Raw genomic sequence first — 20893 nt, forward strand, 5'->3', positions numbered from 1 at the left:
TTATAATGCTCTCTTTCAAACAAGAACAAACAGTAGGTGACTGGCTCGGAGCCACGCAATCTGCATCGGCCAATAAGGTCATTATGGTCGTACCTGCAGATTTCTCTGTTGATGCAGTTGAGGATGCGGGTTCGGAAAATGGCGGATTCTCTGTAAACGAACCCGGCTCAAACTTTTTGGAGCAGTTGGCGTCTTCAATTGCAGACATGACCGAACAGCCCCAAATCACGTCTTTGGTCCAGATTGGTGAGCCCACTTTACCTGACCATGCATGGTTCGGCGCAGAACGCATTCAGCAAGAAAGCATGATCCAGTCTATCTGCACTTCGCTTGCCAACATTGTTTTCCCCCAAGCGGGATCTAATCAGCATTCGGTTATGCTGTGCCGAAATTCGACCATCCGCGAAAAAGACATGCAAACATTTCTGGATGGATGGCTTCTGGCCTTTCCAACAGCCAAGCTTGTTGTAGCGGACACCAAGGAAAACAAGCTTGCAGTAGAGGCCCTGTTCGGCTCGCTGCGCCGCGCCGGCCCCGAGCGCGTCTTTTTCTGGGAAATTACAAGTGGTGACGACAAACAAGCCGCTTCTGAACCACTGAATAAATTTTTGAAGGTTAACTAGTTTAATTTTTCTTTCGGGCGGCGCTTTGATTAAGCATCGTTTAGAAACTCTACTCCGACGAATCTACAAAGGCATATGAGTACCATGAAGAGTTTGAAGGCATTCGATATCATCGAAAACTCGCGGGGGTTTGACCCTGAATGGTACAATGAAACCTACTTGGATGCGGAAATTGTCGGCCTCTCGCCAGAAGAACACTACAAAGCCTTTGGGCATTTTCTGGGGCGGGGCGTGAACCCCGAACTGACACAGCTCAATCGTGACAAAGAGCTGATGACCGCTCTCAGCCGACAGCCAATCATTTCCTACTGCACTCCGCTTATGAATCGCCCAGACGACGTGCGGGGAACGCTTCGTGCAAATCTGGATGAAAACCGGGTCCACGAAGACAAGCTCGAATTTGTGTTGGTATTCCTTGATGAGGATACAGAAACACACAATTGGGTGCGTGAGAACTTCGCCAGTGATTTGGAAAGCGGCTACCTGCGCATGGTAATCGAATCTTCCATGGATGGTTGGCATTTTGGGAAAGCCAAAAACCGCCACAAGCACTATGCCGTCGGAACTTGTTTCTCCTCGCTGGATGGCGACAACTTTGTGACTCGGGAAGAAACCGATCAGTTGCTTGAAGTCGTCGAATCCTTTGGCGAAGATTTCGTGTTTCACCATTTCTCGGGCAACTGGGGAGATGGCAGCAGCGGCCGGGTCAGCATGCCTATGTCGATCTATCAAAAGATCGGATATGATGAATTGTTCATGCCGCGCCAGTACGATGAAATGGATTTGTTGCTTTCGGTTCTTTGCAATTATCCCAACGCATCACTGTTGCGGATCAAGACCGACAACCACGGCTTTAACTCGCAACGTTCTCTTGCCTTCTTTGAGAAAGCCAAACTGAACAATCCGGTCGTTGAACTGGAAATGGCACGGCACGTAGATCCCCTTAATCCAAAGGGCGACACCTATGTGCAAGAAGATCTGTCATTGAATGCGATGACGGGCTTCAATCAAGCGTCGTGCTTTTTGAAAAACGCGCGCAACTCACAAATGCGCAACGAGTATCTGAATGAGGTCGTTAAGGCGCGTCACATCATCATCGACACGGTTCCAAAAGAGAAAATTCTGGGAACGATCTTCAAAAGCACCGGCTATGCCAAGCCGGAAGATCTCAATATTTCTGACACGGATGTGTGCATTTTCACCTGTATGAAAAATGACGACATGTTCCTTCCGCAATTCTACGAGCACTATAAATCTTTGGGGATTGCGCATTTCTTCATTGTCGATGACGGGTCCGACATCCCCATTGGGGAAACGCTGCCTCATCCGGACGTGCATGTGTTTACGCCCAAGGTCGGTAACTTCCTGACTTCAAAAGGCATGTGGATGGAAGCCTTGATGAAAGGCTACCTGAACGAGGGTCAATGGACCCTTGCCGTGGACGCTGACGAGTTCATGGACCTGCCCAAGCGTTTTGACACCTTTAGCGATCTGGCCCAAGAACTGCTGGATACCGGAACAGATACAATGCCGGCGCTGTTGATCGATCTGGTGCCCCGTCCGGACGTTTCCACCGAAGAGCTTGATAAAGCCGAAACTGATTTCCAGAAAGTTCTGGACCATCACATCTTCTGCGAAGAACCCGTAGGAACCGAGTATCTCAAGTCAGGTCCTATCAAGTGGGGCTTTGGTCCGTTCACGCGGCTATCCTGGCTTTTGGACACCCGATATCACGGCTTTGGCACAATGGATTCCTTGCGGAAAATCCCGCTTACGCAGTTCCGTGCACACCGTCATATCAACCAAGGGTTCCATACCCTGCATTACACCGATGACACGCCAAACCCGGGGTCCGAAATTTGGGACACTGATATGGTGCTGCCCATCCGCCACTACAAACTGCTGAAGCTGTTTTCAAATGCAGCGAGAAAGCGGATGGCCGATCAAGTGGCATCTGCGACGGGTTCGCAATACCATGCACGAACTACGGCAAATATCGCCAAGATTTTTGAGGGTGGTGGTGAAGAGCAATTGAAGAAGCTGTTGTCCCTGCCCAGCAAGGCCTACGCCGACGAGTTTTTGACACAGCTCGACCCAAGGGTTTTCAAAGACTAATAGAAGGGGATTGCCGCAGATTTTGCGGCCTAATGCTTCTCTTTGCAAAACAACCGATTTTCGGTGCAGCCCTGCCAGCGTTCGATGCCCAAGGTTATGGGCAGACGTACGGCCTTTTGTCGTCTGACATAAGCGGGCCGTACCGAGGCTTCGCGCCTTAGGTAAAGGCGCGACCTTCGGCTTTTCCAAAAAGCACATAGTGCAGCAAAGCCGGCCATCCGGCCTCTGCAACATCCGGATTCGCCGCATAATAACCCAGCGTATCGAAATCAGGTCCCGGATCGCGGCCCTCAAAAGCCCCAACAGAGACATAATGTTCGGCCGGCGTCATGTCTGTTGCCGCGACATCTGCGTATGTCTCGAGATACCATTTGGCGTCGAACCCGTCCGAGTTCCGCACGGTTTCCAGTTGATCTGCGGCGGCAACACCCATGGCTTCGGCCTTGTTCGGCTGTCCCGCATAGATTTTGTGCAAAAGGCTGAGTTGCATGGCATGACGACGCTTTTGCGCCGCCAATTTGGCCTCGACCTCTTCCGCGATTTGGGCGTCGGATTTTGAGGCTGTTTCCCCACCCTGCCCCAACAAACGTGCAAGCCGCTCAATCTCGTTCAGACGTTCTTGGACGGCGGCATTCAGCGAAACGATCTCGCGACGCACCATAACCTGCAACTCGGCAGGGCTTCTGGGTTGCGATACCGAAGTTTCGTCGGACTGCGTGGGCTGGGTCGCTTGAGGTGTGTCTGAGGAAATTTGTGCCATGGTGTTATAAGGTTCTTTGTATGTGATCGAAGCTGCCGATTTGATACCATTTTTTGAGGCAAATAACAGCGCTGAAACTGGTCGAATTCCGCTCTTGGTTGGCCGTACCCTGTATAATCCAAGCTATGCGTGTGTTACCTCTAAAGCCAAGTACGCTTTGAAACTGACCAACATATCTTGAAAGTCCCCATGAAAAACGTACAAGTTTTGAGTACCACTCAGAATTATGTTTGCCGCTGACCACAGGTTTCTATTTAGAATGACCCAAACGCCTATTGATACGACGCCCGACTCCACCGACTCGATTAACGCTCCTGAGAAAAAGCTTAATACGCGCTTTGGTGAGACCTATTTACTGACCAAATTGCTTGAAGAAGAGCGCAGTAAAAACGAGCGTATAACGGCGGAACTGGACAAGACCAAAAACAAGCTAAATTCCGTTGAGAAGTCGATTGAAGAGTTGGTCCACAGCCGGTCTTGGAGAATGACTGAGCCTGTGCGGGCTTTGTTAGACACCATACGCAGGCACTAAGTTGCTCGATAACCTTTACGATGCGCACAAAGAGGCGGTCGAACACACTGTGTGTTTGATTTAGAATATCCAAGTATGTTGCAGAATAAACAACCCAATCGCAGAACCGGACGAGACACGTCGTCTTGGGGTGACAGTTCGACAGTCTACCAAAGCTTCGAAGATTTTTTAAAGATCACATCGTTGGAAACAGGCTTGCACAGCATCCACGATGGCGACGAAATCATCGACTTTTTCTACCAGGATTCCGAGAGCGATCGCCTTGCTGTTTTTTTCCACGGCGCCATCAAGGCCGAGCTGGTCAACGGGTTGAAGCTTCCGGTTTTCTCAGGGCTTCATATTGATCTGGGCATGGCGGTTGATCGCGTTCTCTTCAGCGACGCAACCCTCGCCAGCCACAATCGCATGGTCTTGGGTTGGTTTTGTGGCAATACGGCTCTGGATCTGCCATCGCGCATTGACCAAATCCTTCTCAAAATTGACGAGATTAAACGGTACAAACGGATTCTCATGCTTGGTGGATCCCAGGGCGGTTTTACGGCGTTGCGCGCAACCTACCGATTGCCAGAGTCGATTGCCCTTGTTTGGAATCCGCAAACCAGTATCGAACGTTTTTTCAAACAAGAACGTATCGACAATTTCGCCAAGTTTTGCTTTGGCGTCAAAGGCTTTGCCCAGCTTAACCCCAAGCTTTCAGAAGAACGCGCATTTGATCTGACCAAGCTTTATGAGGGCGGCGGTAACAGCAATTATGTCTTCTATATGCAGAACCTAGAGGACACCCAGCACGTTGTGGATCACGCCTTGCCGTTCTGTGAAGCGATCAATCCCAAGATGGAGCCGCTTAAGATCGGCATCAACCAGATCACGCCAAATGTTGTGTGTGCGATGGGGGATTGGGTCGGGGGCCACTCTTTGGTCGATCGCGACGCGTTGACCTCGGTCGCACATCATCTTTTGCGCTCGGAGAAATCAAACGCCGAGCTTTTTGCCAGCGATGACCTGAGCAAAACATTGCCGGACAGCTTTACCGCGCATCAGGTGACACACCCCAAATCAGTTCAGGCTGTGATCGCCGATGAAATCGCCAGCAAGCAGGAAAAGTTTTCCGGGCGAGTCGCTTTTTCGGATCGAGAACGCGTTGGGTTCCGCGAAATTCTCGAAAGCGTCAAACCAGAATGGTATTTGGAATATGGCAGCGGCGGATCTTACCGCATCGCCAAGGCAGTTGGCTTCAAGCACATCACGAGTGTTGATAGCGACAAATCCCGCATTGATCGCTTTTTGGAACAACACCTTGAAAAGGTAGCCGAAGATTGCGAGCAGGTTCAGTTCCTGCATGCAGACATTGGCAAAGTGGACGAAGCCGGTTTTCCGGTCCACCTCAAGTCCTGCCCGTCTTGGCCCCGCTACTGTACCCTTCCTTGGCATGTACGCCCCAAAGGGGCCACCAGCCCGTCTCTGGTCTTTGTAAATGGCCCATTCGCGCTCTCATGCTGTCTTCATACTGCGATGCGCCTGAGTTTGCTTGGACGCCCTTCAGAATCCGTTGTCATTCTGCGTGGCCTTCATAGAAATGGAACGGCCCATGAGACGTTGATGAAGTATTTTGACTTTGGTCCCCGCATTGACGGATTGTGCGCACTGCGCGTCAAAAAGGATTGCGATCAGGAAGACCTACTCCAAGACTTTGCCGAAAGTGTGCTAACCTCTCATTAGCCGCCAAACCGAAATTAGAATACGACCAAGAGGCCGCGCATGACCGTCATCCTTCACATCGGGTTTCCCAAAACGGCAACAACCAGCCTGCAACGTGTCTTTTCGGACAATCGTGACGCATTCTCGGACAAAGGTCTTCTTTATCCGATTGTCGATTCTGACTTCAAACAACGGTATCTAAAAGCCTTTCTGTCCAAACCCGGCGCACCCGAGCTTAAGATAAATTCAGCCATCAAAAAGAAGCTGAATGACGTCAAACAGATTGTTGCGGCGAACCCTGGCAAGCACGTCCTCTTGTCGTGCGAGGAACTTACCAATTCTCAGTCCTTCGATGTGCGCGCACCTTTGTTGAGCGAGTTGCGGAAGTACCTGCGCAGCTTGTCTCAGGACATTCGCGTTGTGAGCTACGTGAGAGAACCCTCTGCCTATTATCTTTCCCGGATGCAGGAACACGTGAAATCTGCTGGAGGGATTGTTCCACCCGAACAGTTCAAACCTGATTTCGCCCACTCGATTGAACAGTATGAAAAGGCGCTGAACGCGCAGTCGATTGTGCGTCCTTTTGAAAGGGATCAATTGATCGGCGGCGGTATTCTGAGCGATTTTCTTCATCAGATTTCGGATTTGGTGAACATTGATCCGTCAGCCTTCGATGAGCCAAAGACAAATGAATCCCTGCCCGCAGAAGCCATGTTTGTGTTGGACATCGCCCGTCAGAGCCCGAAGGCCATCGGTAAAGGCGTAAGCTATGACAGTCCGCAATCACAGCATTTCTGGCGCCAGATCCAACGTATTTCCAAGCAGGTTGGCGCCACCCAAAAACCCATCCTGTTTGAAAGCGCCGCACGCAAAGCCGAGATGGCCGCGTCAGATGATCTTCGCATTTTGAAGTCCAAATACGGCATCACGTTTCAGCCGTACAAATCTCTTGCCGAACCTGCGCCGACAGACCCGCTTACGTCTGTTGAAACCATTTTACCGGTTAACAGACAGCAAGCATTGGCGATTTGGGGGATTTTCACGCATCGTGCAAACAAGGCGATGATGCCCTGACGGCATAGGCGCGACCATTCGAAATTCCCTGGTAACCGACACCGGCGCAGATTATTCCGCGCCGGTTGTTTTTTGGCGTTTGGCTGGCTTTATGCACTTGTGATCATGCGTTGCAGCCGGTCTTTGACAACTTCTTGCGAACAGTTTTTGATAACGAAATCGAACCCTTTTTGTACCTGTGCTTTGTAAAGGTCTGGGTTCGACCACAGGCTTTCTACCATCTCGGAAACGCCTTTGGGTTCACAATAAACAGCCGCATCTCCGAAAGTGTCACGGAAACTATGCGGCAGGATAACAACGCGACTTGCCGCCATTGCTTCCATGATGTTGCGCCCGAATTCCTCGATATAGTCTTCGTTGATATAGTGCAGGAAGAAGTCGAGACCGTCGACAAAGTCCTTCACCTGCACAGAGTCAAACTCGAGCACTTCCCAGTTATCAGGAAGGGTTTCCAGCATTTTCTTTGGTGTTTCCGCACCGCCCAAAAGCTTGACCGAGATATTCGCGCGATCGGCACAATAGGCGTCCCGAAGGGCCTCGGGTGTGCCGGGCCATTTGGTCCAGTGATTGCGCGCATGCCGGCCCAAGACGATAGGGCGTTGCGCGCCCAGATCCGCGGGCACAGCAGGTGGTTCATCCGGTAGCGCCCCATGAAACGGCGGCGACCAGATCTCTTTCAGGACGGGGTCATAGCCGCCGACCTCTTCAAGAATTCTGGTCACCCGTGGCGCGATTGGAATCCACGTTGGTGTCTTTTCAAACAGCTCTTTGCAGAGCGTCTCGACCTCGGCGGGATCATAGTAGAAGGGGGCTTGGCTATAGAGCTGCATCGGAGATTGGTTGATCAATATCGAAACACCCTGGGTTTCGATCTCGGGCACCGCATCAATCCGGTATTTCAAAATGGGCGGATGGTGGATCAGCACATGTTTACAGCTGACCTTGTCTTCCCTAACGAGGATATCCACATTTTTGTTGTAAGCGAGTTCGAGATACTCATCAGCAACTTCGGCCAGACGCAAATCATATCGCGGCCAGTGGAAAAGCCCGACGCGCAGTCCAAGATCAACCGCTGCCTTAATGTAGGATTCATTACATCTGCGTGTCCCACCCAGCAGGCTCATATCCGTTATCAGGACAATGTCATATTGCGTGTTCTTTTCCCAATCCTTGGGGGCAAGGCCCATGGGAATTGGAAATGGTGTCTTGTTGTCTGTCCGTGCCAACGTCAGCTCAGGAAGATCTTGTTCCGCGCGTTTCTTCCGCCAATGTGCGGCCGAACGGGCGTACTCTTTCCGGATACCAAAGGTCAAACTGTTCAGATTTGTGCCCTTTTGCTGGGTGAGAGAATTCTCATGCACCAGAAAGAAGGAAAACGGCACAGCTGGCATGATATCTTTGACGGCGTCCTGCCCCCACGCGACTCTGGCGCGTTGCACAAACTCGTCATCAGCGTTTGCAGATACGCCGTCCCAACGGCCCAAACGCTCGAGGTCGGACCGTGCCAACATCACGGAAGGATAGCTGCGGTGCACGTATTCCAGATTGCCCCGCTGTGGTCGCAAGATAAAGTCCATGTCAGGATAGACTCGAGCCATAGACGAACAAGTTACCTTTAACCGATCATCGGCAAGCAACTCTTTCATTTGCATCTCGATCATCTGGGGATGTGACCAGTCATCACTGTCGTGGACCGTGATGTACTGACCCATAGATAGCTCAAGAGCCTGATTTCGTGTTGGATAGGCCCCAAGGTTGCGAGGGTTCTTGAAAATCTTCAAGCGGTTGTCGCGCGCAGCCCATGCCGAAAGGCGGTCCCAGCTGTCATCCGGGCTGCAATCGTCCACTGCAATAATTTCGAGGTTGTGCCAGGTTTGCGAAAGCAATGATTTCAGAGCGACGTCAATAAACTCGCCTGCTTTATAAACAGGCATAAGAATCGAAACCAGAGGCCCTTCTACGGTCTTCTGCGGGGGTAGATCGTATTTGAAATTATCAAATACGAACCCTCTGTCCGGAGCTTCAAGCGAAACCTCGGACAAGTCGAAAGCTCTGTAAATCTGGTTGATGCTTTCCAGACGATCCGCGGCTGCGGCTTCGCCCTTTTGCGCATGGAGCATATTGCACTGCGCAAGCGCAAAGTCGCCATCGGGCCCTTTGTTCAGTGCGAAATCGATGACTTCAGAAGCCGGCTTATAGTCCCCCGCTTTGATCAGGCATTGAACCAAAAGCACTTTGCATTTTTTGCTTCGGTAAATGCGAATGTCGTATCTTCTGATTTCGCGCAGCGACGCAATCGCTGCTTCCCACTCTTCATTCAGCGCATGCCAGCGCCCCAACACAAACGCGGCGTGTGCCTTTGAGGCTTTATCATAGGAGTCTGAGTCCAGTACGGCCAGAAGATCTAGCAACGCCAGATCGGAGAAACCTCCCCAAAGTTTGGCTTCGATGTCTCGCACCGGAAGATTGGCGCGTTGTTGCTGCTTTTTAGGACCACTGACAACCTTTGGTGGCGTTACACTTTCCGTTGCATGTTTTTCGGAAGGAAACCGCCCTTCCAACAAACCGTATCTCAGAAAGTGAACCAGCGGGTTCAAACCCGCATCAGCCACATCTTTGTAGGTTTCGAGGTAGTATTCTGCATCAAATTCGGCACTTGGTTGGCGGCCCAGTAATGCGCCATATCTGAGATAGTGAAGCACAGGATCAAGCCCCAGCATTTCAACATCGGGATATTTGGAAAGATACCAGTCAGAATTAAAGTAAGGTGACTTTTTGATTAGCTCAATTGTCGCTGCAATATTCATTGAGATATTCGGGCTCCCACCCATGCATTAAGGCACATCGAATTTATGCGTCCATTTTAACAGGTTAACAGAGGACTATCGACCTCTAAACATCCCTCGCAACCAGTAAAATACCTTGATGACAGCCTTTGATCTTCATCCGAAGGCCCTTTGAAAGCTGCGCGCATGGACGACATAGAAAACCAATAGGTTATTTTACTTCAGGAACTTAGGGTGATTGTTTTGGGTTGATGGAAATTAAATTTCACCACTCATTCAATTATTCAAACGGTATCTGGAGCGACTTTAACACGTGTAGAAAGTTCTTGAATGTGCCTAGCTTTTACGCGCGCGTTGTCGCTCATTTTTGCGAGCAATGCTCTATCCAGGTCTAGCGCAACAATCGCATTTGCAACGGCAAGGGGATCATCCGCCTCGACCACAAATCCCGTTACATCTGTTTCCACCCTTTCGGCGGGAGCTCCACGATTGTAGCAAATGACCGGTCGCCCTGCGGCCATGGCTTCCGACACAGTCCGGCCAAAGGACTCTGTAAACTTCGACAAACTCACTACGATATCTGCCTGCTTCAGAGCAGCTGCAGGTGTGGCGGAATAGTTTCTGAATTCTACGTTGCCCGGAAACGGTTGAAGATTGTGCAAATCTTGGCTGGGGGGACCGATGAACCGGAACACAACGTGATGTCCGGCGTTCTTCACGTGCTCGGCAACAAGAAGAAAATCCTTCAATCCCTTTTTCGCAATGTTGCTGCTGATCATCGCAACATACAGTGGATCTGCTGGCGTGAAGGGAAGATCAAACAGCTCTTCATCGACCGCATTGGGTCGCAACTCTGTGCGCTCGGGGCAGTCCAACCAATCAGCAACAATTTTTGAAGCGACAAGAAAATGGTCGGCTTGTTGCAACAACTCTTCATAAAGACGTTCTTGGCTCATCCCCAAGTTACGGCACAACGTGGCATCAAATGCAGGAAGTTCACGCACAAAAACTGTTGAAGTGCATCCCTCATTGCGCGCTGCGACAAGTGGAGCATCCAGCACCAATGTGTTTACCAGAACATCATTGACTTCATATTTCCGAATGAGGTCTTGGATCACCTGAACCGTGTCAGGATGAGGTTTTCGCAGCCCGTGACGCCAAGGCATTGGAACAACTTCAATCGCATGGGACAATTTCAACAGCTCTTTGAAGTAATCCGTGTCACGCAACGCAGGAAGCACAACAATCGGAGCTTTTCCTTGCTTGATGGCATGCCTCAGCATGTCGAGCAAACTCCGCTCTGCGCCAAACAACATGGGGCCGGCATGGTGGGCAAAAATCAAAACACGGGCTTCCGCCGCGGCATCGGAGTCAGGGAGGTCGCCCTGAAACCTGATCAATGCAGGCGCGTCTTTTTGGCGACCATGTGCCTCCCAATGCAGCAAGGGGTTCTGGTCTCGCTCTAGAGAACAGGAATAGCGATAGGCACTCGTGCTGAAAAAGGGACCAGGGTCCAATTCAGCTGCGGCACCGATTTCAAGGTAATGCCTTGCCGGATCCAAATCCGAAAAAAACACGTCAAGGTAAGTGGCTCGATACCAATCTGCATCGAATTTTGATGAAGCCCTTATTATGTCAAGCGACGTCTCGGGCGGGCACAAGTCGCCGACTGACATTCTTTCCGGAGCCGAAAAAGGGCGTCTGGCCGGAAATTGAGACATAAACAGGGTATCATCGGACAGCCCACGTTTATGCCAAGCCTTCGCTTCATTCATGTAATCAAGGCGTAACCCTTTAAACTGGGTGCGCAAATGGGTTGCGCTTTGACGCGTTAACGACCCCTGTTCTGTGCGACCAAAAGACAAAGGCAGACCCGGCTTCACCTCAAGGATAGAGCCCGGCCCAAAGGCAGCCAAAATTCTCTCATAATACTCGGTATCCGCGTTTACACGCACACGATCCCAATACCCTAAAAAGTCACGCAACTCGGACCGAACCATGAGGGAGGAAATGTTCCTATAGACCCAGCCGTCCTCGATACGCCAGCGCGCCATCTCGAGATCTTGGTCCATGCGGACCCAGTGAGACACAGACGCCTTTGCAGTAACATTGGAAATTAGCGCTTTGGCTTGCAACTCGATCTTTGAGGGGTGGGACCAGTCGTCAGCGTCATGAACCGTCACAAACGCGCCAGACGCCTCTGCAAAGCCGACATTGCGAGCGGCATATGCCCCTTGGTTTGTGCCCAATGCAATAACGCGAATCCGATCGTCTTTTTGGGCGCATGCATTGGCAACAGCCAATGTATCATCAGTGGACCCGTCGTCCACAACAAGTATTTCCAGCGCCCCCCATGTCTGCCCTACCAACCCTGACAGAGCCTTTTTCAAGACCGATGCACCATTGAACACCGGCACAATGACGCTGACCAAAGGCTGCGCGGGATCATTGAGAGGGACCGGAGCAGGGTCGGCAACTGTGAGCCGATCAAACAATACACCCTGCGAATGACTATCGAGAACGACACCGGTTAATCCTTCCGACAGGAAGACTTCGGACAACAATTCCGAGATTTTGCTGTCGTCAGCCCCCGATGCCTTGCGGATCAACATCTGGCAAAGATCAAAGTCCGCTTTGTGGCCAAAACTTCCAATCCCAGCGCGCAAAACGCTTTGGGCGTTTTTCAGGTTGCCGCATTTCAGGTTCGCATGAATGCCCAAAAGGATCGGCCCGGGGTGGCGGATGACCTTTCTGCCTTCTACACTTCTTAGGAAATCACGCATCAATTGATCGACGCGCGGCCAATTTTCCTTATCCGCTTCCCAGCGGCCAAGAACCCAAGCTGCGGTTGCAGATTCAACCGGATCATCCGATTTTAACAGCTTGAGAAGCTCCGGCTCGGCGAAACCTTCAAATCCACGCCATAGAAGATGCTCGAGCTCAATGGCGTGAACCGCCGTTCCGCGACGCCCTTCCCGCTTTCCTGACTGGCTATAGTGGACCCATGGATCTACCCCGGCTGCACGAATATCCGGATAGGCGCGCAGGTACCAAACTGGATCGAAATCGTCGCGTGGATCAAAGGACTCTGATGGTGAGTTCACAGGATGCGTCACCCAATTGGCCGGTTTTCATCTTTTCCAAAAAGCACATAGTGCAGCAGAGCAGGCCATCCGGCCTCTGCAACATCCGGATTGGCCGAATAATAGCCCAGCGTATCGAAATCAGGTCCCGGATCGCGGCCCTCAAAGGCTCCAACAGAGACATAATGTTCGGCCGGCGTCATGTCCGTTGCCGCGACGTCTGCGTATGTGTCGAGATACCATTTGGCATCGAACCCGTCCGAATTCCGCACGGTTTCAAGTTGATCTGCGGCGGCAACCCCCATGGCTTCGGCCTTGTTAGGCTGCCCCGCATAAATTTTGTGCAAAAGGTTGAGTTGCATGGCGTGACGACGCTTTTGCGCCGCCAATTTGGCCTCGACCTCTTCCGCGATTTGGGCGTCGGATTTTGAGGCTGTTTCCCCACCCTGCCCCAACAAACGTGCAAGCCGCTCAATCTCGTTCAGACGTTCTTGGACGGCGGCATTCAGCGAAACGATCTCGCGACGCACCATAACCTGCAACTCGGCAGGGCTTCTGGGTTGCGATACCGAAGTTTCGTCGGACTGCGTGGGCTGGGTCGCTTGAGGTGTGTCTGAGGAAATTTGTGCCATGGTGTTATAAGGTTCTTTGTATGTGATCGAAGCTGCCGATTTGATACCATTTTTTGAGGCAAATAACAGCGCTGAAACACCGCTTCTGTGGGGCGAAATCAGCGCAGTCTTCGAATTTACCGTCGCTTTTTGCGCCCGCCAACCGGGAAAATTTCACTCGTCGGGTTCTTGCAAAACCTTGCGTTGTGATGAGTCGGCCAACATCCGAAGCTGGTCATTTTCCATGCCAAGCTGGGTTATTGTATTTTCTTGATCAGCGATAAACCCGAGCAGCTCGTTGATCCGAAGGTCCGCTTTTTCAACCTTTGCCGTCGCTGCATCGTTTTGTGTTTTGAGCGTTGCCATATCTGATTCTGCTTGCTCAAGGTCGTCCTGAACCAGACGCATCTCTTCGAGCAACCGTGTGAGAATTACGAGTTCTTTGAACCGAGTTTCTTGCGAAACCAACAGGCGATCACGCTCTTCGGTAAGAGCGGTTACGTGTTGGGCAACCGAGCGCAATTCCTGATCCTGTCGACGCAGCCTGCCTGCCATATGGGCCATATGCAGGTCTTTGCTTTCATTGCGCGTTTGCGCATCATCGTGTCTGGGAACGGGAATTTCGAATGCCGGCAGTTCAACACCGCCCAGCAAACCTTCTGTCGCCGGTTGGTCAAACCCTTCAATCAATTCCATTGCTTCATGTCCAAGGTCGGCTTTGGGTCGGGTCAACGCAATAAAATCGGAATTTGCCTCTTTCCCCCACGCGAAAGCGCGCAACACGGTGACTTGTTTGAGTTTCAGGCAGGGGTGCGACGCAACCATTCCTGCAATTTCGGGATTAAGAAAGCTCTGCTCGGTACCATAAAAAACAACAACCGCCCGCGGAGATAACACGCGTGAAAACTCGCGATGCAAGCTACTGCCAATATCGGACAAATCGCTTAGGTTCATGCAGATCAGATCAACCGATTGATCAGAAATCGTTGCGAGTGCCTCTTTGGGGGACGCGACCGAGAGTTGAGCATTTTCAAAACCGTTTTCGGCGCTGAAACCTTCGACCATCTCAAGAGGACTTTGGGAAAACCCGAGACATTTTTGACCAATCTCTTGCTTCTTTGACGCCTGACAAGCCGCAGCAAATGCCAACCCCGTTTTCAGACCAAGATGAACAGAGGTTTCGGGACGGCACTTTTCAATAAGCCAGAAATAGAACGGAACAAATCCATGAAAATCCGAAGGTACAGAAGAATCGGGGTGCCATATCAATGGATCGTCAATCGTTGGCAATGAAACGCCCAGCCTGAATTTGTTCTATTTCTGTGCTTCACCTTACCGAATTTCGTCAGGGACACTCAATCCAATAATGTGACCTTCTGCAGCACCGGCAACGTTAAGTCGCGTTTCTAAGATCTCGCCACCTTGGCCGACCCCGACCGAACGTTGGTCTAACCACACCTTGAGACCTGATGAAATATGAGTGTGGCATCTCAAATAATTCAGGAGGGCGCCATGCCAGATACGTCGCCACGTCTACAGCTTCCTTTATTGCTGCCATCGCAAGCACAAAAGCACGTCACGCATAATGAGGCCCTGCTGCATCTCGATGCCTTGACTCAGGCAAGCGTCATTCGGTTTTCGGAAAATGCACCTCCGCCCTTGCCAGAGGTGGGTGATTCCTATGCTTTGGGCCTTGATCCAGAAGGCGTTTGGGCAGGGCATGCCCTGGAAATTGCGGTGTGGAGCGGCACCAACTGGAGATTCCAGCCGCCTCAAAGCGGCTGGCGGACCTGGGGACAAGAAGAACAGGAGTTGCGTGTCTGGTCGAACGATTCCTGGGTAAGCATCGGCCCCTTGCCAGACAGTGTTGAATCGATAGAAATCGGTCAGCTCGGCGTGGGCACACCGGTTGACCCCACAAATCCTCTTTCGGTTCAGGGCGACAGCACCTTATTCACGAACGACGGAGCGGGGCATCAGGTCAAAATCAACAAGGCCCAACAATCCGACACAGCGGCACTTCTGTTCCAATCGAACTGGGTTGGCCATGCGGAAATGGGCCTAAGTGGCAGTCACAACTTCTCAATCAAGGTCAGTCCCGACGGTACTAGTTGGCGACAGTCCATGGAGATTGATGCCACGCAAGACCATATCTCGTGGACGCCAGCAACAGACATCACGATGCGATTGAGCGCAACGGAACTGACTGTCGATGTACCCATCGAGGGCAATTCGGTTCAGGCAGACAGTCTAGATGCAGATCCTCTAAAACTGCTAAAACCGGGTGCATTTGGGTTGGGGCGACGGCCGATACTCGTGTCCTCATCGGATGATCTCGACACGACCGAAAACGTTGTCCACTTCTTTGGAAATGCATCAGTAGGCGACGTTCCGACCAACTCTCCATCGACGGGTGCCGCGTTTGTAGGTCTTAACCTTCCCGTCACAACCAATCGAACAATTCAATTGCTCGGCTCATGCAGCGCTGACAGGCTCTATTTTCGGCGAAAAAACCTTGATTGGTTTGATTGGGTCGAAGTTTGTCATTCGGGCAATATTGTCGGTGTCACATCCGAAAATGCTGGCCTGCCAACCGGTGCCGTCATCGAGAATGGCAGCAACACAAATGGCACATACACTCGCTGGGCGGATGGCACCCAGATTTGCACAAACGACAATGCCGCAATCGCAATTCCCGCAGCGGCTTTCGTTGGAACGATCACCAAAATTGACAACGACAAGCTTTGGATTGGGCGTTGGTTTTAAGAGAGGTACCTCATGAAAATTCGACTTTCCCCACAACGGTGTGACGCGCAACTCCACTTGGCACAAGAAGGTGATACGCTGTTCATTAACGAAGAACCTTTCGATTTTTCACAAATCCCGGAAGGCGCAACACTTCCCTGTCACGCTATTCAAACTGAGTGGATTGTGTCGGATGTTCTGCGCCAAAACGGAGAGCTTTGTCTGACGCTGCTTTTGCCGCACGGCGCTTCTGCGCCGGCTGAAACACTTTCACCAGCAACAATTATCACCCAGGACGGCGAAGTTCCTTTGCCCCCTTATGACGCGATTGAGGAGACTCCGAATGTCGAACATTGATATGAGCTTGTTGATTTCCGAGGAAGAAACCCAATCCTTGGCCAGTCAACAAAAGCAAATGCAAACCAACGCAGAAGCGCGCGCTTATTTGGAGAGCACCGATTGGTATGTACTTCGAGAGGCTGAAACAGGAGTTTCAGTGCCCATTGATATTCGAGCTAAGCGCGCATCGTGCCGCGATACAATCGTAAGCTAGGTCCACACAACGCGAGACCGCCAAGGCCTTCAATCGACACCTTCGAAATCGCGCTTACTTTAGTTGAACCAGCTCCGCTGTAAGGCGTCGGCCGGCGCGCAACCAGAAATCCCAATTCAGGTGGTTTCGGAACACATCAGGTCTGCTTTCTGCTGATGCTGTCAGAGAGAAACTGGCCTGATGTCCATTTCGCCTTTGGCTCAAAGACTCGTTCAATGTTTCAAAATGCGTTTCCAGGCGCTTGTATTCTTCGCTGCTGAAAACACATGGCTTGATTTCTTGGCCATAATGATTGCGGATGGCATCTCCGGTCAAAGTGACAAGCCACCCCGGCGCAACATGCGGTTCCGAAAGGACATTTGCGGCAAAACTTGCCAGCGACAAAGGCGAGACATTCGATGCCCCCCCATTGACCGGCGCCAGATCCTCAACCTCGATTGGCACGTTCAAATGCGCCAGAAAGGCCCCGATAATGCCCCCTTTGGCGCTGCGGCACGTTTCATAGTCCAGAAATGTGATCTCATCCGGTGAAAACGATTGTTCCAGATGGTCCAGAAGCCGTGTGTAGTCCACCCACAGCCCATCGCAGATACCGGATTTCATGGCCTGCCGCGCAAATTCAGAGGGGCGCGGGGGGTTCTTGATCTTCGATGTTTCGAGATACACCGATTGCAAAAACTGCCATTGAATACGCAGTGTACAGAGCACCTCGATCTCATCAAAACCAGACAGGGCCTCACGAACGGCCTGAAAATCCACAAGTGCAGCGGGATCACCTCTGGAGAATTCTTCACTGCTCAAAAACAGCGTGACATCTTGGTCTGAATACATGTCATTGAGTTGCTGCAACGACCCTAAACTTCCACTTGGAAGACGATAAACTTCCGGCAGCCAACCCCAATCCATCACAAGACCATGATGCCCGGTCACATTCCCCAACCGCGGGTAAACCAAACCATGCTCAGCCAACAAGCCCGCGTTCTGGTGAAACGTGTCCTGAATTGTTGTGGTCGCTGTTTTGTGGGTGCCGATATGCAATACAACTTTGGACATTGTTCTCTTTTGCTTCCTGATATGGGTCAGTTTCACTCAATAAGAGGCGCTCTTTGGTGCATGAGTCGTCTAATTTCACAATTTTGACAAGCGTGCACTTTGCTTTGAAAAACAGACTTCCAATCGTGGAATAATTTTCCCTGTAAGAAATTTCACCTGTCGGTACCTACGGAGAAGTAGCCGCAGCACAATGGGCACTTGGTAAATAGATCCGAACTTTGAGCACTTAGAACAAACTCACCTCCGAAGGTCAAAGTTGGTTCCCAAAAAATAGTGTGGCTTAAGCGAAGAATTTCTTATTGATGGCCTGGGCGGATTTAGTGAAAAGGTCGAACTACTGCAGTGTTCAATTTTTGAGCAGACCGGCTAAGCAACGAAAGGTGTGTCCGCAACCTATCTTGTGCGCGAACCAGAAACGAACTCGACAAGTTTTGTTCAAATGGTGCGCAAAGTGCGGAGGCTGACATCTCGGATGAATCAGTTGAAAGAACACCCTTATTCAGAAACTGAAAACTGCGGATTCAATCCATGGATGCTCCTCAATGAGTATGAATAACGACCTGTTCACTGCCTATAATTTGATAGCTTTCTAGGATTTCGTGAACCTCTAGCCGAAATTTTTAGTCCTCTCGGATGTCTTATTCTGAACCTCTATTGAATTTTTCTGTTGTCGCGTACTAGAATTTGTTCAAATGTGTAGAAAATTAACCTCACCAACGGAGAAGAAGTTTGACCATTTCAGAATATAAGATTGTAAGAACCGGTAAATCTGAAGAGTTTGTTGACCTGATCAATGAAGCGATACTCGAAGGCTGGCAGCCGCACGGCTCAATGTCGATCGGACCACGTCCAGATGGATTTCTCTTTATCCAACCTATGGTTAAGATAGAAGACTAACAATATCTTTCTGCTTTTGGCCGCCTTTGTTGGGCGGTCAAAAGTTTGCAGTATGTGGTTTCAGTTTGCCGTAGTACTGTTGATTTATCACCTGTATTCCGCTGGCCCTTTATTTTGGCCCAGTCATAGTTTCTGATCGGAATATTGACCCCAAATTTCCTCAAGCGTTGCACAAGTTAATTGAGATTACACTTTGAGAATTAGGCTATTCGATAATTCTTAACTTTTCTGCGAACCCTAGCAATATCTGATTGTCCAACTTTGGGAACAGTGTTTACACACGAAACTGGGACAACTTTATGTCGGCAGGAAGAGATTCCACCGATCAATTCAAGAAACAATCAGACAAAAACCCGCATGCGGAAAGATTTAGACTGAGAGCCAACCGTATCAAATTTTTGTTGGCGCCGCTTTAGCTAAGTGTGGGGAAATCGTCGAACGGAGCAATGTTGTTTAGCTCTCTTGCTTCAATCCACCCCAAGTTGTCATTCACCCAGCCTTTGTACGCTGCTTCGGCCTTCGCATGTAACTCATCATTCCAAAAGCAACTTTCACCGATTTCGGACGTCGGCAATTCAAAATCCAAGCTTTTCAGCGTCGAAAGACTATTTCTCAAGAAACTATCTCGTTGTTCCGAGCTTTGCCAAAAAGAGAACTTTTTTGTACCACCAAACAAATAGGCAGACGTATCTTGCAATGCAAAAAGCCATCTTCTTTTGCGTTCAATATCTTGCATGCTTTCAGCATCCATTTTGGACCGCTGAAGCCACATAACTGCTTGCTTGTTTAGAGATGCTCTCAAGTTACCAGAAGGCTCATCCAATGACACTGGGACTTCGAGCTGACTAAAAAAGTAAGACAGCAATCCCTCTTTGCAAGCCTGCTCGAAACTTAGTGCCGAAACAGGAAAAAAGTTTGAAAACAAATCAATCTGCAGCTGATAATTGTACATCTGCTTTTGGTTTCGAACAGTCGTATCAAACGTCTGAAACCTGACCGAATTGGCTATCACTTCTCCATAAAGAGACTCGGCAAACAAATCTGGCCGCCTAAACAGTAAAGCGATTTCGGCGTCAAATTCGGCAAAATACTCTGCCAATCGCGCAAGGAAGAGTCTTCTTCGTTCAAGAAGAGGCAAATCTCCCGAAGCGGTTTCATCAAAATGGCGATAGATGGATTCGGCACTTATTATGACAGTATCAAAATCCCGGCCAACTTTGTTAAGATGTGTAAAAAACTTGTCGAGATTTTTCTTTTGATTGTCTTTCTGTTGAGCAATACAGCGAGCAAGTGCAAAATGAGCATTGACGCTTTGCTCTTCCGGCCTGTTTTTGTAAAAATACTCCCAACAAACAGGGTAATATACACCTTTGGCAGCCATCATTTCCGTATTGGCCGCCATTGACCTTTGAAGAGATGTTGTCCCGGTTTTGTGTGTACCAGCGTGAATGATCAATCGTGTCAAAAGAAAAACTCTCCAGTTAAGGTCAGCGGCGTTTGGCCAGCACCTCATTGATGGGTCGATATAGACTTAGCGCTGTTTTCGTCTGCAAATATGGAGAAATGTATGCGTTGTGGCGTGTAACAGTGTATGTTTCCGAACGTTTGATTGAAACGTTTTCACCAGTGAAGCGGTTCATCATTTTTTGGTCAAAACCAAGAGCGCCATAGCTCAGAATGGTTTGATCAAAAAACTCTGATACACGAGCGACAACGCTTTCTGAAATCATATGCGGATGAAGGCCGATCAACTCATTGTTTTGCCATTTCTCATCTACCGCCAAGTCTTTTAGCGGCGCGTTACGTCCAACATAAACCAAAATTTTTGGCACGGTGATTTGAGACGCAAGCAACTCAAATTGCTTAATGAAGGTTTCTCTAGTCTCAGCAACCAAAGCGTGGAACTCTTCACGAGGCAGCTCATTGGCCAAGTCTTTGTAAGCGGCGTGCCCAAGAATAATCTGCCCCTTTTTGGACCCCTGTAGCATCTCGACTTTTGTCAGCCCTTCCACCGTCGACATGTATGCGTTCTCAACAGATGACCGTGCAGACATAACCTGAACTACACAACAATCAGTTGAATTAACATAGTCTAAAACGGCTTGCTGCTTTGAGTAGAACCCAGGACCGGCTCCGCCACGACCGAAATTCAGTACGCGAGCAGACAACATTTCGCCCAAAAGATTGGGAAACGGGTATTTGCAAAAAGCTCCGAATGTCTGCGCCGCTCCAAGAAAACTGATACTTGGCGTAGACGCATGCAAGGGCCACTGAGGTCCACGCAAGGTAAAGTCTACACCCGGCAAAGTGTAAAGGTCATATTCAGCCACATGGCTGCTTTCCATATGGTAGTTTAAAGTCAT

The 20893-nt window shown here is 50.2% G+C and carries 17 protein-coding genes; 9 read left to right on the forward strand and 8 right to left on the reverse strand.

The genetic code is table 11. The features are described from left to right. The first annotated feature begins 5 nt into the window (after window positions 1-5). Entirely contained in the window at window positions 6-623 is a 618-nt protein-coding gene (locus PH7735_RS16070; protein ID WP_058312439.1) for a hypothetical protein, read from the forward strand. 84 nt (window positions 624-707) lie between these two features. Further along, a complete protein-coding gene (locus PH7735_RS16075) occupies window positions 708-2738 on the forward strand; it encodes a glycosyltransferase family 2 protein (RefSeq protein ID WP_158503255.1) in 2031 nt (676 codons plus the stop codon). A gap of 157 nt (window positions 2739-2895) precedes the next feature. On the opposite strand, the gene PH7735_RS16080 is transcribed toward PH7735_RS16075, so the two are convergent. Beyond that, a complete protein-coding gene (locus tag PH7735_RS16080) occupies window positions 2896-3498 on the reverse strand; it encodes a hypothetical protein (RefSeq protein ID WP_058312441.1) in 603 nt (200 codons plus the stop codon). Window positions 3499-3757: 259 nt separating this feature from the next. On the opposite strand from PH7735_RS16080, the gene PH7735_RS16085 reads away from it, so the two are divergent. From PH7735_RS16085 to PH7735_RS16095, 3 genes are all read left to right on the forward strand, one after another. Further along, window positions 3758-4030, forward strand: a complete 273-nt coding sequence (locus tag PH7735_RS16085; RefSeq protein ID WP_145865352.1) for a hypothetical protein — start codon at window positions 3758-3760, stop codon at window positions 4028-4030. A 75-nt stretch (window positions 4031-4105) separates the two neighbouring features. Continuing rightward, a complete protein-coding gene (locus PH7735_RS16090) occupies window positions 4106-5749 on the forward strand; it encodes a hypothetical protein (RefSeq protein ID WP_058312443.1) in 1644 nt (547 codons plus the stop codon). 39 nt (window positions 5750-5788) lie between these two features. Continuing rightward, complete coding sequence (locus tag PH7735_RS16095) at window positions 5789-6802, forward strand: hypothetical protein (protein ID WP_058312444.1); 1014 nt, start codon at window positions 5789-5791, stop codon at window positions 6800-6802. Between the two features lie 89 nt (window positions 6803-6891). Here PH7735_RS16095 and PH7735_RS16100 read toward each other — a convergent pair whose 3' ends face one another. The 4 genes from PH7735_RS16100 to PH7735_RS16115 all read right to left on the reverse strand — a co-directional run bounded on the left by PH7735_RS16100 (window position 6892) and on the right by PH7735_RS16115 (window position 14572). Continuing rightward, the gene (locus PH7735_RS16100; protein WP_058312445.1) at window positions 6892-9609 is read right to left on the reverse strand and encodes a glycosyltransferase; all 2718 of its coding nucleotides are present in this window, start codon (window positions 9607-9609) and stop codon (window positions 6892-6894) included. 263 nt (window positions 9610-9872) lie between these two features. Further along, window positions 9873-12692, reverse strand: coding sequence for a glycosyltransferase (locus PH7735_RS16105; protein WP_145865353.1), 2820 nt, complete (start codon window positions 12690-12692; stop codon window positions 9873-9875). Between the two features lie 8 nt (window positions 12693-12700). After that, a complete protein-coding gene (locus PH7735_RS16110) occupies window positions 12701-13303 on the reverse strand; it encodes a hypothetical protein (RefSeq protein ID WP_058312447.1) in 603 nt (200 codons plus the stop codon). 153 nt (window positions 13304-13456) lie between these two features. Then, a complete protein-coding gene (locus PH7735_RS16115; protein WP_058312448.1) occupies window positions 13457-14572 on the reverse strand; it encodes a hypothetical protein in 1116 nt (371 codons plus the stop codon). Window positions 14573-14794: 222 nt separating this feature from the next. Between PH7735_RS16115 and PH7735_RS16120 the strand changes: the two genes are divergently transcribed. The 3 genes from PH7735_RS16120 to PH7735_RS16130 are packed head-to-tail and all read left to right on the forward strand — an operon-like array spanning window position 14795 to window position 16580. Further along, window positions 14795-16048 (forward strand): DUF2793 domain-containing protein, encoded by a 1254-nt coding sequence (locus PH7735_RS16120; RefSeq protein WP_058312449.1) that lies wholly within the window; start codon window positions 14795-14797, stop codon window positions 16046-16048. Window positions 16049-16060: 12 nt separating this feature from the next. After that, the gene (locus tag PH7735_RS16125) at window positions 16061-16384 is read left to right on the forward strand and encodes a hypothetical protein (protein ID WP_058312450.1); all 324 of its coding nucleotides are present in this window, start codon (window positions 16061-16063) and stop codon (window positions 16382-16384) included. Further along, window positions 16371-16580, forward strand: a complete 210-nt coding sequence (locus tag PH7735_RS16130) for a hypothetical protein (RefSeq protein ID WP_058312451.1) — start codon at window positions 16371-16373, stop codon at window positions 16578-16580. The genes PH7735_RS16125 and PH7735_RS16130 overlap by 14 nt, the downstream gene beginning before the upstream one ends. A gap of 54 nt (window positions 16581-16634) precedes the next feature. Here PH7735_RS16130 and PH7735_RS16135 read toward each other — a convergent pair whose 3' ends face one another. Next, complete coding sequence (locus PH7735_RS16135) at window positions 16635-17633, reverse strand: hypothetical protein (protein ID WP_058312452.1); 999 nt, start codon at window positions 17631-17633, stop codon at window positions 16635-16637. A 729-nt stretch (window positions 17634-18362) separates the two neighbouring features. On the opposite strand from PH7735_RS16135, the gene PH7735_RS20400 reads away from it, so the two are divergent. Next, window positions 18363-18530, forward strand: coding sequence for a DUF1737 domain-containing protein (locus tag PH7735_RS20400; protein WP_082645287.1), 168 nt, complete (start codon window positions 18363-18365; stop codon window positions 18528-18530). Window positions 18531-18942: 412 nt separating this feature from the next. Here PH7735_RS20400 and PH7735_RS16140 read toward each other — a convergent pair whose 3' ends face one another. Further along, window positions 18943-19995, reverse strand: a complete 1053-nt coding sequence (locus tag PH7735_RS16140; protein WP_145865354.1) for a hypothetical protein — start codon at window positions 19993-19995, stop codon at window positions 18943-18945. Window positions 19996-20017: 22 nt separating this feature from the next. Continuing rightward, the gene (locus PH7735_RS20620) at window positions 20018-20893 is read right to left on the reverse strand and encodes a DUF6473 family protein (RefSeq protein WP_145865355.1); all 876 of its coding nucleotides are present in this window, start codon (window positions 20891-20893) and stop codon (window positions 20018-20020) included.

This window comes from Shimia thalassica, assembly GCF_001458215.1.
Lineage (GTDB): Bacteria > Pseudomonadota > Alphaproteobacteria > Rhodobacterales > Rhodobacteraceae > Shimia > Shimia thalassica.

Excerpts from the sequence above, each read along its gene's own strand:
- PH7735_RS16070 (WP_058312439.1), top strand. The coding sequence starts at position 6 with ATGCTCTCTTTCAAACAAGAACAAACAGTAGGTGACTGGCTCGGAGCC.
- PH7735_RS16100 (WP_058312445.1), bottom strand. The coding sequence starts at position 9,609 with ATGAATATTGCAGCGACAATTGAGCTAATCAAAAAGTCACCTTACTTT.
- PH7735_RS16120 (WP_058312449.1), top strand. The coding sequence starts at position 14,795 with ATGCCAGATACGTCGCCACGTCTACAGCTTCCTTTATTGCTGCCATCG.
- PH7735_RS16130 (WP_058312451.1), top strand. The coding sequence starts at position 16,371 with ATGTCGAACATTGATATGAGCTTGTTGATTTCCGAGGAAGAAACCCAA.
- PH7735_RS16110 (WP_058312447.1), bottom strand. The coding sequence starts at position 13,303 with ATGGCACAAATTTCCTCAGACACACCTCAAGCGACCCAGCCCACGCAG.
- PH7735_RS16080 (WP_058312441.1), bottom strand. The coding sequence starts at position 3,498 with ATGGCACAAATTTCCTCAGACACACCTCAAGCGACCCAGCCCACGCAG.
- PH7735_RS16135 (WP_058312452.1), bottom strand. The coding sequence starts at position 17,633 with ATGTCCAAAGTTGTATTGCATATCGGCACCCACAAAACAGCGACCACA.
- PH7735_RS20620 (WP_145865355.1), bottom strand. The coding sequence starts at position 20,893 with ATGACTTTAAACTACCATATGGAAAGCAGCCATGTGGCTGAATATGAC.
- PH7735_RS16090 (WP_058312443.1), top strand. The coding sequence starts at position 4,106 with ATGTTGCAGAATAAACAACCCAATCGCAGAACCGGACGAGACACGTCG.
- PH7735_RS16125 (WP_058312450.1), top strand. The coding sequence starts at position 16,061 with ATGAAAATTCGACTTTCCCCACAACGGTGTGACGCGCAACTCCACTTG.
- PH7735_RS16075 (WP_158503255.1), top strand. The coding sequence starts at position 708 with ATGAAGAGTTTGAAGGCATTCGATATCATCGAAAACTCGCGGGGGTTT.
- PH7735_RS16085 (WP_145865352.1), top strand. The coding sequence starts at position 3,758 with ATGACCCAAACGCCTATTGATACGACGCCCGACTCCACCGACTCGATT.
- PH7735_RS16095 (WP_058312444.1), top strand. The coding sequence starts at position 5,789 with ATGACCGTCATCCTTCACATCGGGTTTCCCAAAACGGCAACAACCAGC.